We start from the raw sequence: 15,788 nt of genomic DNA on the forward strand, positions 1-15,788 counted from the left end.
ATATAAGTACTTTCCTATACATTATAATTGATTATTATCGTAATAGCAAATACATATATTTTTATAATATATATCATAAAAAAGCTGCTAAACTCATATAGCTTAGCAGCTTTGAACAGCGATTATTCATTAATTAGTGACAGCATTTTTTATTTGGGTATCATAATTTTTGTCATTGAATATACGCGGGCGATTAGGATTAAATAGTGGATTGACAATGCTTCTGGTAGCATCGAATTCCGGCGTTTTAACACCAACAATATCGAGTACTGTATGAATCATATCGTCAGTCATATAAGGATTATTGACTGATTTTTTTATCTGTGCCCATTCCTTTGGATAACGGGCTTTCCATTTGTCAGATGCCCAGATAATAAATGGTATTTCAATCATATGGCGGTTGGCATTGCCTTCAAAATGGCCAGCTACTGTGTCGCCTTCGTCGTAAATAGCTTCACTATGGTCAGGCATATAAATTACAATTGCCTCCATGTCACGAAATTTAGCAAAAATATTAGTAACAATATAATCATTATAAAGAATGGCATTGTCATATTGAGCAACAATTGTCTTTTGTCTGTCGGTAAGCGGCAGCCGAATGTCATCTTTACTGAATTTACTGAACGAATATGGGAATCTATTATAATATAAAGCATGACAGCCCATCAAATGGAAAACATAAAAATTCTTTTTATCGCTGCGGTCAGCAATAGCTTTGTCAATCAAAGGGAAAAGATTACCATCGACAATGCCATAATCTTCATGTGAATCACGTAATTTAGTGAAGACATGTTCTGTACTGTGGTCGGCAAAAACATGGGCTACACTGCCCCAAATTCCTGAACTTTCCTGGTTAGACAGCCAATAAGTTTTATAACCAGCAGCATTCATTACATCAATTAAATTGTTGTAATTATACCAAGGTTTACTTGATTCATGATGGCAAAATGTAAATACTTTGCTTAGGGAAGCAATTGTTGTGGAATGAGCGCTTACAACATCACGAAAGACAGCAATATCCCCTTTTTTATTGAGTTCATCAAGATGTGGTGTATTAGGCAGGTAGTAGCCATATAAATTCATATGGTTGCGATTAGTAGCTTCACCTAAAATAAAGACGACATTTTTCATAGAACTGTTGTTTTCAGTGATTTTTATATTTTCTTTGCTGTTGACTTGAGCTTCTAAATGCTCATAGGCTTCCTTGTTTTTTACAGCAACATTCATAGCTGATGCTACACGTTGGAGTGGAAGAAAATCATTATCGGAAAAGAAACTGCTGTAACCAATAAACATAATGCCGGTTGAAATAATGCCAGCAGATAAAGAAATGACAGTAAAGTATTTTTTTACCTTGTTATTTGCCGCTATTTTATTTATTATATTTAAGCGAAATACTAATACTACAGCTGCGGCAATGATAATTGCTGCCAGCAGACCCTTAAAGCCTATGTACATTGTAATATATTCGCGGGCTTCAGCTGTGGTTGTTTCCAGCAGAGAACAGATGACGCCGGCATTTATAAGAATATTATATGTATGCATAATAAATGCTTCCATGATAAATGGAACAATATTTATCAGAAGGCATAAGGATTTAATGACTTTTTGAGCAAAACGCAGGGGAATTAGGAAAATTATTGCTGCGGCTATAAATGACATAAAAAAAACAGTAAAACCATAATAAATGGCTAAATCTATTTTATTTTTATCGATAAGCTGCCAGCCCATTGTTAAATAATTTAATAGAAAGAATAATATTATGAATTTAAAATTGTTGCTTAAAGTATTTTGCAGGTACTTCACATCGACACTCCTTTATTAATAAAAAATTAATGAAAAGTTAACATTAATCTGTTAACAATATATACTATGGTATCTTTTTTTTCAAGTTTTTTAATTGTATTTATAAAATATTATTTTATTTATTAATATATTTATAGGAAGAAAATATATTAATAATGTAGATAGTAATAGGTTTTTATTAAAAACAATAAGGGGAAATAGCTCTGGCTATTGATTTTTTTCGTAAAGCGTTGTATAGTAAACATAGTTATTAGCACTCACTTATATGGAGTGCTAATAAAGAAAATTTATGGTGAAGGAGTTTGAACTATGCCTAGAGAAACGCATGAATTTCAAGCAGAAACAAAACAATTACTCGATTTAATGATTCATTCCATTTATACAAATCGTGAAATATTCTTACGTGAGTTAGTATCCAATGCTTCGGATGCTATTGACAAAATACATTTTGAAAGTCTTACCAATAAGGATTTGTTGGAAAATGATGACAGTTATGAAATATTTTTAATTCCAGATGCTGATACACACACCTTATCTATTTCTGATAATGGTATTGGTATGACTCGTGATGAACTTATCGAAAATATTGGTACAATTGCTAAATCGGGAACTAAAGCATTTTTACAGAGAATGATGGATGCGAAAAAAGATGATGATGCTATTTCTGGCAAGGAACTTATTGGTCAGTTTGGTGTTGGTTTTTATTCCGCATTTATGGTTGCTGAAAAAATAACTGTTATAACCCGTAAAGCCGGCGAAAAACAGGCCTTCAAATGGGAATCTGCTGGTGATGGTTCTTATACTATTGAAGAATGTGATAAGGAAAAACGTGGTACTACAATTACATTGACTTTATCTGCTGATTTTTATGGCGATAAGGCTGAAGAAAACTTTACCGATACATATAAATTGGAAGGATTAATCAAGAAGTACTCTGATTATGTACGTTATCCAATAAAAATGAATTTTGTCATTGAAGAAGCACCAAAAGATGATGAAGGTAAAGATATTGAAGGCGCAGAAAAAATTAAACGTGATGAAATCCGTACGCTTAATTCTATGCAGCCATTATGGTCTAAAAATAAATCAGACATTAAAGCCGAAGAATATAATGAATTCTATAAGAATCTTTTCCATGAATGGGAAGAGCCAATGGAAGTATTGCATAATAAGGCCGAAGGTACAATCGAATATACCTCGTTATTATTTTTTCCGGCACATGCCCCATTTAATTTATATCATACTGATTATCAGCCAGGCTTGCAGCTTTATTCCCGTCATGTATTTATAATGGATAATTGTAAGGATTTATTGCCGGAATATTTGCGTTTTGTTAAAGGTCTTGTTGATTCACCTGACTTTTCACTTAATATTTCACGTGAATTATTGCAGCAAAGCCGTGAATTAAAAATAATCGGCCGCAATCTGGAAAACAGCATCTTAAAAACATTACAGCGTATGCTCAAAAACAATCGTGAAAAATATGAAAAATTCTGGGCTGAATTTGGTAAGTCTTTAAAAATTGGTGTTTATGGCAGTATGTACTCTGGTAACGATACCATAAACAAATTAAAAGATTTATTATTGTTTGCAACATCTAATGAAGATAAGGGACTTGCGTCTCTTAAAGAATATATTGAACGTATGCCGGAAAGCCAAAAGAAGATCTACTATGCTGCCGGTAAAGATCGTAAAGCTATTGACAGCCTGCCACAGATGGAATTATTGCGTGAAAAAAATATTGAAGTATTATACTTGCTCGATAACGTTGATGAATTTGCTATTGAAGCATTGCGTGAATATGAAGGCAAACAATTTCATTCCATCAGCCGTGGTGATTTAGGGCTGGATGATGTTGAATCACAGCAGACAAAAAAAGAAACCGAAGATATCGCTAAAAATAACGAAGGTCTGATTAAGGACATCAAGGAAAGCTTAGGCGAAAAAGTAGCTGATGTTAAAATCAGTAACCGTTTAAAATCAAGTGCTGTATGTCTTGTTGCTGATGAACAAGGTCCAAGCTTTACCATGGAACAGGCTTTTGCCGATGCTAATAATCCAATGTTTAAAGCTAAACGTATTTTGGAAATTAATCCGCACCATGAGTTATTTGGTCGTTTGCAGTCAGTACATGAACAAGGTAAAGATAATGCCCAGTTTAAAGATTACTGCGAATTATTATATACGCAGGCATTATTGATTGAAGGCATGCTGCCGGAAAATCCAGCTGAAATAGCTAATAAAATAGCATCGTTGATGTCTAAATAAAAAATAATATATTCTATAGAGCAATAAATAAAAACGCCGTAGTGAGCAATTAATGCTTACTACGGCGTTTTTGTTTGTTTAAATTTAGGCATAAAAAAACGCCAAGAAAAAATCTCAGCGTTTAATATTATCTGATGATATTATCAGATGGTATGAACACGAATTGTGCTGGTATTACCTTCAGCAAGTTTCATGCCGGAAGTGATAACAGTTTTATCGCCTTGTTTTACAATATTCTGTGCAGCAGCAGCAGAAGTTGTATTAGCAATCATTTCATCAACAGTTTCCCAATCTTTGCCTTCGATAGGCATTACACCCCAACGTAAGTTTAAATGACGAGCAACTTTTTCGTTAGGAGTATAAGCTACGATAGCAGCCTGAGGACGATATTTGGAAACTACTTTAGCAGTATAACCGCTTTCGGTAGGAGTGATGATAGCAGTTGCATCAAGTTCATAAGCCATCTGTACAGTTGCATGAGCAACAACATCAGTGGTTTCATCCTGACGTTCAAAACCTTTTTTGATGAAGATATGTTTGTATTCAAGAGCACCTTCAACGCGTTTTGCAATTGAATCCATAACCTGAACAGCTTCAACAGGATAATCACCATTAGCTGATTCACCGCTAAGCATGATAGCATCAGTACCATCGAAGATAGCATTAGCTACGTCAGATACTTCAGCGCGGGTAGGGCGTGGGTTAGTTGTCATTGTTTCAAGCATCTGGGTAGCAACAATAACAGGTTTACCTACTTTATTACATTTTTTGATAATTTCTTTCTGGATAAGAGGAACATCTTCAGCTGGAATTTCAACACCAAGGTCACCACGAGCAACCATTATGCCGTCAGATGCAGCAATGATGCTATCGATATTTTTAACACCTTCAGCGCATTCGATTTTAGGAATGATTTCCATATGACCTTTATGTTCGTTGATAAGTGCACGAATTTCTTGAACATCTTCAGCACGCTGGATGAAAGATGCAGCAACGAAATCCATGTCATTTTCGATACCGAAAATGATATCTTTTCTATCTTGCTCAGAGATTGCAGGCAATCCAAGAGCAACACCAGGAGCAGCAGCACGTTTGCGTGTGCTCATAGGGCCGTCATTAAGAACTGTAGTAACAATATCTTGACCTTTGATTTCTTCAACACGAAGACCTACAAGACCATCGGAAAGAAGAAGAATGTTACCAGGTTTTACTTCTTTATAAAGATTTTTGTGGTTGACAGAAACGTGGGTTTCATCACCAGGTTCGTCAGAGTTTGTGATAGTGAAAGTAGTATCTTTTTTCAAGAATACTTTACCAGCAGCAAAATCGCCAAGACGCATTTCTGGTCCTTTAGTATCAAGTACTAAAGAAATAGTTTTTCCTAATTTTTTAGCAGTTTGTTTTACTAAATTAATACGTTTTCCATGTTCTTCGTAATTGCCATGAGAAAAATTGAAACGAGCAACGTTCATTCCATTGTTAATCATGTCTTCAAGAATTTGTGGATCTTTGTCAACATTAGGACCCATTGTACAAACAATTTTTGTTTTTTTCAACATTAAAAACCCCACCTAATTAAAATATTTCTTCCCATTTTTAATACTGCACGTATATTGTATCATAAATTTCAGTACATATAAAGTGTATATCGAAGATAATAAATAAAAATATAAATAACCTTGTATTATAAGGATTAACATGCTATTAATCTAAAATTGTTATGAATGATATTTATGCTAAATATATTTTAATATTTTTTTAGATAAATATATTTATTTCATTTGAAACAAGCAAATACGATATATTTTTACAAAATATTAACTTAATGAATAAAAAATATATTACTAATGTGTATTGAGAATATATTTTTTATTTTATGTATAGTAAAAACATATAATAGATAACGTTTTCTATAACGATAAAAAAAGATGCATAGGTAATTTGCACCTATACATCTTTTTAAAAATTATTTCATATGTTCTTCAATAGCAACGGCAACAGCAACGCTGGCACCAACCATTGGATTATTACCCATACCGATAAGACCCATCATTTCAACGTGAGCCGGAACGGAAGATGAACCTGCAAACTGAGCATCAGAGTGCATACGGCCCATAGTATCAGTCATACCATAGGAAGCAGGACCTGCGCCCATATTATCAGGATGTAAGGTGCGGCCAGTACCACCACCGGAAGCTACGGAGAAGTATTTTTTGCCGTTTTCATTACATTCTTTTTTGTAGCAGCCTGCTACTGGATGTTGGAATCTTGTAGGATTGGTAGAGTTACCAGTGATAGAGATATCAACATCTTCTTTATGCATAACAGCAACACCTTCTTGAACGCTGTCAGCACCGTAGCATTTGATTTCGCTGCGGATACCATCAGAATAAGGAACTTCTTTTACAACGTTTAATTTGCCGGTAGCATAATCATATTGGGTTTGTACATAAGTAAAACCATTGATGCGGGAGATAATCTGAGCAGCATCTTTACCAAGACCATTTAAGATAACGCGAAGAGGATTTTTTCTTACGCGGTTAGCTTTACCAGCAATACCGATAGCGCCTTCAGCAGCAGCAAAAGATTCATGACCAGCAAGAAATGCAAAGCAGCTTGCTTCTTCAGATAAAAGCATGGAAGCAAGATTACCATGGCCTAAACCAACTTTTCTTTGGTCAGCAACGGAACCAGGGATACAAAAAGATTGTAAACCGATACCAAGATCTTTAGCAGCGTCAGCAGCTTTAGTGCGGCCATTTTTGATGGCGATAGCTGCGCCTACAGTATAAGCCCAACATGCATTTTCAAAACAAATTGGCTGAATGCTTTTTACTATTTCAGCAACGTCAATGCCTTTGTCATCGCAGATTTTTTTAGCTTCTTCTATAGAGGAAATGCCGTATTCGGTTAATACTTTATTGATTTTGTCAATACGACGTTCATAACTTTCAAATAATGCCATATTAGTTCAATCCTTCCTGTTCTTTTGTATTATTCTTTACGTGGATCAACATATTTTACGGCTTCAGCAAAGCGGCCATAAGAACCTTTTGCTTTGTCCATAGCTTCCTGAGCAGCCATGCCTTTACCAATCATTTCCATCATTTTGCCGAGATGAACGAATTCATAACCGATGATGGTATCGTCTTTGTCTAAAGCGATTCTGGTAACATAGCCTTCAGCCATTTCTAAATAACGAGGGCCTTTTTTGAGGGTACCATACATTGTACCAACCTGGCTTCTAAGACCTTTACCAAGATCTTCAAGACCAGCACCGACAGGAAGACCGCCTTCAGAAAATGCTGTCTGTGTTCTACCGTAAACAATTTGCAAGAACAGTTCACGCATAGCGGTGTTAATTGCATCACAAACAAGGTCAGTGTTAAGAGCTTCTAAAATAGTTTTGCCTGGTAAAATTTCTGAAGCCATAGCAGCTGAATGAGTCATACCGGAGCAACCGATAGTTTCAACTAAAGCTTCCTGAATGATACCGTCTTTAACATTTAAAGTTAATTTGCAGGCACCTTGTTGTGGAGCACACCAGCCAACACCATGAGTAAGACCGCTGATATCTTTAATTTCTTTTGATTGTACCCATTTGCCTTCTTCAGGAATTGGGGCCGGACCATGATTTTCAATTCCTTTGGCAACACAGGTCATGCTGTTGACTTCTTCTGAATAAATCATATCTTGTATTCCTCTCTTTACTAAAATAATCCACTACTAATAATATATTGTATTTATATTATCTGTCAAGATAGACAGTAGTTATATCCTGACAGATAATATTTAATTTGATAGTGTCTAAGTTTTGCTATTAATCGATAAGAGCTTTACCAGTCATTTCAGCCGGGACATCAATATCAGCAAGTTTTAAAAGAGTAGGTGCAATATCACATAATGCTCCTTCGTGAACTTCTTTGACATCGTCGGAAACAACAATGAAAGGTACAGGATTAGTAGTATGAGCTGTAAACGGTTCATTGGTAGCAGCATCAAGCATTTTTTCGGCATTGCCGTGGTCAGCAGTGATGCAGACAGTTCCATTTACAGATTTTATAGCTTCGACAAAACGTCCTACACAGGTATCAACGGTTTCAACAGCTTTTACAGCTGCTGATAAAATACCGGTATGACCAACCATATCACCGTTAGCATAGTTTAAGATGATAAAATCAAATTTTTGTGATTTTATGGCTTCAACAACTTTGTCAGTAACTTCTACAGCGCTCATTTCTGGCTGTAAGTCATAGGTAGCTACTTTAGGGGATGGAACTAAAATACGTTCTTCACCTTCTAATGGCGCTTCTACACCACCATTGAAGAAGAAAGTAACATGAGCGTATTTTTCTGTTTCTGCAATACGTAACTGTTTTAAGCCATTTTTGGCAATTACTTCGCCTAAAGTATTGGTAAGACTTTCTGGCTTATAGGCAATTTCAGCATGGATGCCTTGTTCGTACTGGGTCATGATAGCAAATGATAAGCTTAAGCCTTCAACTTGTTTAAAGCCGTCAAATGCAGGATTAGTGAAAGCGTGGGTAAGTTCACGTGCTCTGTCAGGACGGAAGTTAAAGAAGATTGCACCATCACCGCTGTTCATGCCTTTATAATCGCCAATAGCTGTAGGGATAACGAATTCATCAGTTTTTTCAGCAGCATAAGAAGCTTTAATAGCTTCAGCAGAACTAGCGGCAGTATTGCCTTTAGCAACAGCAATAGCGCTATAAGCTTTTTCAACGCGATCCCATCTTTTATCGCGATCCATAGCATAGTAACGACCGGAAATAGTGGCTATCTGACCAATGCCAATTTCTTTGATTTTTTCTTCCAGCTGAGCTAAATAGCCGGCAGCACTGGATGGAGGTACATCACGTCCATCCAAGAATGCATGAACATAAACTTTTTTGATGCCTTCGTTTTTAGCCAGTTCTAAAAGGGCGTATAAGTGATTTTGATGACTGTGAACACCGCCATCAGATAAAAGTCCCATAAGATGCAAGGCACCATTAGCGGCTTTTACTTTATTGATTGTATCAAGGAAAACAGGGTTCGCAAAAAATGTTTTTTCGCGAATAGCCTTGGTTATACGGGTAAGTTCCTGATAAACAGTGCGGCCTGCGCCGATGTTCATATGACCAACTTCAGAATTCCCCATTTGTCCGTCAGGCAGACCAACTGCTTCACCGGAACATTGTAATTGAGCATGTGGATATGTTTCTAACAGTCCGCTTATAACAGGAGTTTTTCCTTTTAAAACAGCATTGTTGCTATCAGTGGTGTCACCGATGCCCCAGCCATCCATTATTATAAGTGCAACTGGTTGTTTAAGTTTTGACATGGATAGATAACCTCTTTTTAATTAATTATCAATTAAAATTTGCAATACGAGCAAAATCAGCAGCTTTTAAGGAAGCACCGCCAACTAAAGCACCATCAACATTAGGTTTTTCCATGAGACCGTCGATAGTGGTAGGTTTTACGCTTCCGCCGTACTGGATGCGAACTTTGTCAGCAGTAACCTGGTCGTATTTAGCAGCAATGGTTTCGCGGATAACAGCGCATACTTCTTCAGCTTGTTCAAAAGTTGCAGTTTTACCGGTACCGATAGCCCAGATTGGTTCGTAAGCAATAACAACTTTTTCAACATCAGCAGCACTCATATTGTTAAGAGCAGCTTCGATTTGACCTTTTACGAAGGTGTTGGTTGTGCCAGCTTCACGAATTTCTAAGGTTTCGCCGCAGCAGATGATAGGAACAAGACCAGCAGCAAGAGCAGCGATGGAACGTTTGTTTACTCCTTCATCAGTTTCACCGAAGTATTCACGACGTTCGGAATGACCAAGAACAACATATTCAACACCGATTTCAGTAAGCATTTCAGTGGAAAGTTCGCCGGTGAAAGCACCATTTTTTTCCCAATGTACATTTTGTGCGCCTACATGAATGTTAGTGCCTTTTGCAGCAGCAGTTACAGCAGCTAAAGCTGTAGCAGTAGGGCATACAACGATATCTACTTTAGTATTGTCTTTTACTAATGCAGCCAATTCTTTTACTAATTCAGTACCAGCAGCAATAGTGTTGTTCATTTTCCAGTTACCAGCAATTACAGGTTTACGCATAATAAAAAACCACCTTTTTAAATTTTTAATTATTATATGGATATTAAAATATTATCTATACGCTAAATAAGCGGGCCTAACTTTCTTTATGTAAAGATGATCAGGACACCGCTGATTTAGAAATATTATATTTATTAAAGATCAGCAATAGCTTCGATACCAGGCATAGGTTTTCCTTCGAGGAATTCCAATGTAGCACCGCCGCCAGTGGAGATATGGCTGATTTTGTCAGAAAGACCAGTTTTCTTTAATGCTGCGATGGAATCGCCGCCGCCGACAATGCTGATGGCTGAAGAATCAGCAACAGCTTTAGCAACTTCTTCGGTTCCTTTAGCAAATGCATCAAATTCAAATACACCCATAGGTCCGTTCCAAACAACAGTTTTAGCTTCTTTTAATGCAGCAGCATTAAGTTTAGAGGTTTCAGGACCACAGTCAAGACCCATCCAGCCATCTTCAATTTTATCAGCTGCGACAATTTTATTATTGGCATCAGCTGCAAATTTATCAGCAACAACAACGTCTACTGGTAAAATAACATTTACATTTTTAGTTTTAGCTTTAGCAAGAAGTTCTTTAGCTAAGTCGAGTTTGTCATCTTCAACAAGAGAACTGCCGATGCCAAAGCCCTGAGCTTTTAAGAAAGTGAAAGCCATACCGCCACCGATAAGCAGGGTATCAACTTTATCAAGCATATTGGAGATAACACCAATTTTATCGGACACTTTAGCTCCACCGATAATGCCAACAAAAGGTTTTTCAGGAGCAGCAAGAGCCTGACCAATGAATTTGATTTCTTTTTCTACGAGGAAGCCGCTTACAACTTCAACATATTGGGAAATACCAACATTGGAAGCATGTGCTCTATGGGAAACACCAAATGCATCATCAACTGCAACATCAGCTAAAGATGCAAGCTGTTTAGCAAATTCAGGATCATTTTTAGTTTCTTCATTGTGGTAACGAAGATTTTCTAATAAAAGAACTTCACCAGGTTTTAAGTCAGCAGCAGCTTTTTCAGCTGGAGCGCCTACGCAGTCTTCTGCATATTTTACTTCTTTGCCTAAAAGTTCGGAAAGTCTTTTTACGATAGGTTTTACGGAAAGTTCAGGAACTCTTTCGCCTTTTGGACGACCAACATGACAAGCAAGGATAAGTGCAGCGTTGTTTTCCAACAAATAGTTCAATGTAGGAAGGGTAGCACGAATTCTTTTGTCGTTGGTAATATTTTGATTTTCATCCATAGGTACGTTAAAATCAACGCGGATGAATACTTTTTTGCCGTTTACATTAATATCTTTAATACTTTTTTTATTCATTATAATCCCCCGCAGTATAAAATAAGTCCGGCCTATTAAGGCCGGACCTCACTATAGGCTCAAGGCCGAACAAATATTACTTCGATAATTCAGCGAAGTATTTGATTGTACGAACCATTTGGCTGGTATAGCTGTTTTCATTATCATACCAAGAAACAACCTGTACCTGAGTATTGCCGTCTTCCATCTGAGCAACCATGGTCTGGGTAGCATCAAATAAAGAACCGAATCTGATACCAACAATATCACTGGATACGAGTTCTTCTTCAGTATAACCGAAGGATTCAGTTGCAGCAGCTTTCATAGCAGCGTTGATTTGATCAACAGTTACTTTGCCTTTTACTACAGCTACTAAGATAGTGGTTGAGCCGGTAGGGGTAGGAACGCGCTGTGCAGAACCGATAAGTTTGCCGTTCAATTCAGGGATAACAAGTCCGATAGCTTTTGCAGCACCGGTGCTGTTAGGAACAATGTTAACAGCAGCAGCACGGGAACGACGAAGGTCGCCTTTACGCTGTGGGCCATCAAGAGTCATCTGGTCGCCAGTGTAAGCATGAATTGTGGACATGATACCGCTTTGGATAGGAGCTAATTTGTTTAATGCGTTAGCCATAGGAGCTAAGCAGTTAGTGGTGCAAGATGCTGCGGAAATAACAGTATCACTTGCTTTTAATACATCATGGTTTACGTTGTATACAACGGTAGGAAGGTCATTACCTGCTGGAGCGGAGATAACAACTTTTTTAGCGCCTGCTTTAATATGAGCAGTAGCTTTTTCTTTGGAAGTAAAGAAACCAGTACATTCAAGTACTACGTCTACATCAAGATCTCCCCAAGGTAATTCTTCAGGATTTGGTTTAGCATAGATTGTGATTTTTTTACCTTTTACGGTTATAGAATCTTCGCCTGCTTCTACAGTATCACCATATTGATATCTGCCCTGTGAAGAATCATATTTCAGAAGATGTGCAAGCATTTTAGGACTTGTTAAGTCATTGATAGCAACAACTTCATATCCTTCTGCATCGAACATTTGTCTGAAAGCGAGACGGCCAATACGACCAAAACCATTAATAGCAACTTTAACTGCCATTGTAAAAATACCCCCTAAAAATTAAAAAAAGTTTTCCGGAAAAATCCAGAATATGTTCACTGAATAACCGTACTATCAAAACATATGACAGTCTTATTCAGGCAAACGACTTAATAGTATTAAATTAAGCTACTTACTAGCTTTACTACCATTTATGATACAATAAAAACGTGTTATTTGTCAACGGTTTTACTTACAAATAGAAATAGCTGTTATTTTGCTTAAAATAATAATCTTTTGACTATAAAATATGACTATTGTTTTATATAAAAATCATAATAAAAAATAATATAAATTAATCTTCCATAGCGTTAATAGCTTGAACTACAATTGCTGATTCTAAACGTTTTTTCTGCAGTTCACAGCCTAATTCATATGGTTTATAGATATCGTTGTTGAATAAATCGGCATTAGCATGACAGCCACCGCTGCAGAAAAATCTAGCCCAGCATTCACGGCAGAGTTCTTTATTCAAAACGTGACAGTTTCTGAAATGATTTGGCATTTCGGTGTTTTTGACGCCATCAAAAACATTACCGAGTAAATATTTATCACGGCCAACAAACTGATGACAAGGATAAAGGTCACCGTGTGCGGAAACAGCATAATATTCGTGACCGGCACCGCAACCACTTAATTTTTTGGCCACACATGGGCCATCATTTAAGTCAACATTGAAATGGAAGAAGAAGAAGCCTTTGCCAGCGCGGCGGCGCTGCATATAGGCTTCAACCAAGCGATCATACTCAGCAAATATCTCTGGTAAATCAGCTTCGGTAATAGCATAGGGGACATCACCTTTAGTGACAACCGGTTCCATGGATAATATATCAAAGCCTTCATCCGCCATAGATAAAACATCTTTGGTGAAATCAAGATCATATTTCGTATAAGTGCCGCGCATATAATAATTTTCATTATTGCGACCGGCAAGCAATTTCTTGAATTTAGGTACAATTCTATCATAAGTGCCATTGCCGCCAGCATCAGGGCGTATACGGTCATGTGTTTCTTTGCGGCCGTCAAGACTGATGACAACACTGATATTGTTATCATTTAAAAAGGCGATACTATCGTCATTTAAGGCCAAACCATTGGTAGTTAAAGTGAGCTTGAAAATTTTTCCCGTTTCTTGTTCTCTTTTTCTCACATAAGCAGTTATATGCTTAACCACAGATAAATTAACGAGTGGTTCGCCGCCAAAGAAATCTATTTCACAGTGTTTTCTTTTGCCGCTATGCTTAATGATATATTCTACGGCTGCTTCGCCGACTTCTTTACTCATAAGCGTTTTATCGGCATCCCCATATTCGCCAGCATCAGCAAAGCAATATTTGCAGCGCATGTTGCAGTCTTGGGCAACAAGCAGACACATTGATTTTACAAGACCTTTATCAGCAAACACGGGAGGTATTTCAATATTAGGAGCAAATAATTGTCCCATATCGATAAGTTTATGTAATTCATCGAGTGCTTCTTGTAAATCAGCCTGCTTGTAATCAGCAGACAGCTGGCTGATTACAGCAGCATCATTATTACCGGCGAAACTATCCATTATATCGTAGATAATTTTATCAATAACATGGACTGTACCACTATTTACATCTAATAAAAAATATAAATCCTTATAACGGAATTTATGAATATTTACATCCATTTTATAAATAAGATCCTTTCTTTACATTAAAAAAAGGCTGTATAAACAGCCTCTTTTTAGACTATATAAGATTATTTTCTTTTTTCACAAACCTGGTTGCCTACTGTGCAGGAAGTTTTGCAGGCAGATTGGCAGGAAGCCTGGCATTCGCCGCAGCCACCAGTTTTTAAAGTGCTTTGTAAATATGGTTTGTTGATAGTTTTAATATGTTTCATAAAAAAGTCCTCCTTAATATACCAATAAATTAATACAATATATATTGTATAATTTTTTTGCCGTAGTGGCAACATTTATAATGAATTTATTTAATTTTCTGCTGGCATCATAATAATATTTACCGGTAAGTTAGAAGCTCCCGGTGGAGAATACTGCAAATAAAAATTATCATTGCGTCCATACGTCCCTAAATCAGCAAAATATGTCTGCAAGGAATTTTCACCGAAGAAGGAACGTTCAGCCGGAGTAGGAAAAACACTTAAAGAACGCTCGTTATTCATTTTGGCGGCTACGGCACCAGCGTATACACCGCCTAATGGCTGTAAATAATAATGAGCCTTCTGCATGCCGACAACGGGCAAATCAAAATAATACAAAACACCATAATTGCCATAATTTTTGACCTGACTGCCATCAGTGGCGTCGATTCCTGTTAAATATTTATCATCATTGTCATCGGCAACACGAAAATAAACAGTGCCGTCTTTTTCTGGGTTATAAGCTTTTTTACTGCGCAGGATTCTGTCCATATTACTAAAAGTGCCGCGCAGACGACTGCTGTCGGTTGGCAGATAATGGGCCGTTTTTAAAAATGTCTGCGGATTTTCATATATTGGCATCATGGCTACGGTAATTTTAACTTTGCCGTTTGTTTTAAAATCATAAATACCGCAGACCAGCTGGTCTTTTTTTATTACCATATTGCCGGCTTTAGTATCAAGAATTTTTGACTGGCCTTGGAATAAATTGATATTTTCAGGCACCTGATAACCAAAATAACGGACTTGTGACATCTTGCCAACATAGAGATAATCCGCACTAGGACCTGCATTGGCTGAGCGGGAAATATCAAAATTAACATTTTTATCATCCATGTTTTTTAACATGACAACGACTTTTTTGCTGGCAGTGGTGCCATTTACATGATAATAATAAAGGCGCCCATTGCCTTCGACAGTATCCTCATATAAAATTCCATCATTATAGACGGTTTCCGGGCTGTCAGAAAATATTAAAGTACCGCCTTTATCAATTCGTTCTATGGGCCATTTTTTCATTTGAGAAATATTGTTTTTAAAATCATTATTGGGCAGCTGATTAGCCGCGTTGGATGTAGTATTGTCAGTTGTATCAGCAGGTATTGGTGATGAAGCTATTCCAGGGGTTTTGTTGATGGTATTGTTTTCTTCCTCATGATGTCGTGCTTGTACAAGCGGGCTAGTAACGGAAAAAATTATTGTTGATAATAAAAATACTAATGCTAATATTCGTGTAAAATGTTTCATTTGTCCTCACAAATTTGT

At 36.9% G+C, this 15,788-nt stretch carries 12 protein-coding genes; 1 reads left to right on the forward strand and 11 read right to left on the reverse strand.

The features are described 5' to 3' along the window. Positions 1 to 129 precede the first annotated feature (129 nt). Complete coding sequence (locus HNR32_RS08900) at positions 130 to 1,806, reverse strand: phosphoethanolamine transferase family protein (protein ID WP_183861792.1); 1,677 nt, start codon at positions 1,804 to 1,806, stop codon at positions 130 to 132. A 309-nt stretch (positions 1,807 to 2,115) separates the two neighbouring features. Between HNR32_RS08900 and htpG the strand changes: the two genes are divergently transcribed. Further along, positions 2,116 to 4,074 carry a molecular chaperone HtpG gene (htpG, locus tag HNR32_RS08905; protein ID WP_183861794.1) on the forward strand — a complete coding sequence of 653 codons (1,959 nt, stop codon included), beginning with the start codon at positions 2,116 to 2,118 and terminating at the stop codon, positions 4,072 to 4,074. A gap of 143 nt (positions 4,075 to 4,217) precedes the next feature. Here the strand turns inward: htpG and pyk are convergent, their stop codons facing one another. The 10 genes from pyk to HNR32_RS08955 all read right to left on the reverse strand — a co-directional run bounded on the left by pyk (position 4,218) and on the right by HNR32_RS08955 (position 15,770). Continuing rightward, positions 4,218 to 5,633: a pyruvate kinase gene (gene pyk / locus HNR32_RS08910; RefSeq protein WP_183861796.1), complete on the reverse strand. Its 1,416-nt coding sequence runs from the start codon at positions 5,631 to 5,633 to the stop codon at positions 4,218 to 4,220. Positions 5,634 to 6,040: 407 nt separating this feature from the next. After that, on the reverse strand, positions 6,041 to 7,039 hold the full coding sequence (locus tag HNR32_RS08915; RefSeq protein WP_183861798.1) for a GGGtGRT protein: 999 nt from the start codon (positions 7,037 to 7,039) through the stop codon (positions 6,041 to 6,043). A gap of 29 nt (positions 7,040 to 7,068) precedes the next feature. Then, positions 7,069 to 7,764, reverse strand: a complete 696-nt coding sequence (locus HNR32_RS08920) for an iron-sulfur cluster assembly scaffold protein (protein ID WP_183861800.1) — start codon at positions 7,762 to 7,764, stop codon at positions 7,069 to 7,071. A gap of 130 nt (positions 7,765 to 7,894) precedes the next feature. Further along, the gene (gene gpmI, locus HNR32_RS08925; RefSeq protein ID WP_183861802.1) at positions 7,895 to 9,418 is read right to left on the reverse strand and encodes a 2,3-bisphosphoglycerate-independent phosphoglycerate mutase; all 1,524 of its coding nucleotides are present in this window, start codon (positions 9,416 to 9,418) and stop codon (positions 7,895 to 7,897) included. Positions 9,419 to 9,446: 28 nt separating this feature from the next. Continuing rightward, positions 9,447 to 10,199, reverse strand: a complete 753-nt coding sequence (tpiA, locus tag HNR32_RS08930) for a triose-phosphate isomerase (protein WP_183861804.1) — start codon at positions 10,197 to 10,199, stop codon at positions 9,447 to 9,449. A gap of 134 nt (positions 10,200 to 10,333) precedes the next feature. Further along, positions 10,334 to 11,518, reverse strand: coding sequence for a phosphoglycerate kinase (locus HNR32_RS08935; protein WP_183861806.1), 1,185 nt, complete (start codon positions 11,516 to 11,518; stop codon positions 10,334 to 10,336). Positions 11,519 to 11,594: 76 nt separating this feature from the next. After that, complete coding sequence (gene gap, locus HNR32_RS08940) at positions 11,595 to 12,611, reverse strand: type I glyceraldehyde-3-phosphate dehydrogenase (protein WP_183861808.1); 1,017 nt, start codon at positions 12,609 to 12,611, stop codon at positions 11,595 to 11,597. Between the two features lie 295 nt (positions 12,612 to 12,906). Continuing rightward, the gene (gene scfB / locus HNR32_RS08945) at positions 12,907 to 14,268 is read right to left on the reverse strand and encodes a thioether cross-link-forming SCIFF peptide maturase (protein WP_183861810.1); all 1,362 of its coding nucleotides are present in this window, start codon (positions 14,266 to 14,268) and stop codon (positions 12,907 to 12,909) included. Between the two features lie 71 nt (positions 14,269 to 14,339). Next, positions 14,340 to 14,483, reverse strand: coding sequence for a six-cysteine ranthipeptide SCIFF (gene scfA, locus HNR32_RS08950; protein WP_183861812.1), 144 nt, complete (start codon positions 14,481 to 14,483; stop codon positions 14,340 to 14,342). A gap of 90 nt (positions 14,484 to 14,573) precedes the next feature. Next, positions 14,574 to 15,770 (reverse strand): copper amine oxidase, encoded by a 1,197-nt coding sequence (locus tag HNR32_RS08955; protein WP_183861814.1) that lies wholly within the window; start codon positions 15,768 to 15,770, stop codon positions 14,574 to 14,576. Between the last annotated feature and the right edge of the window lie 18 nt (positions 15,771 to 15,788).

The organism is Pectinatus brassicae (assembly GCF_014201835.1).
Lineage (GTDB): Bacteria > Bacillota > Negativicutes > Selenomonadales > Selenomonadaceae > Pectinatus > Pectinatus brassicae.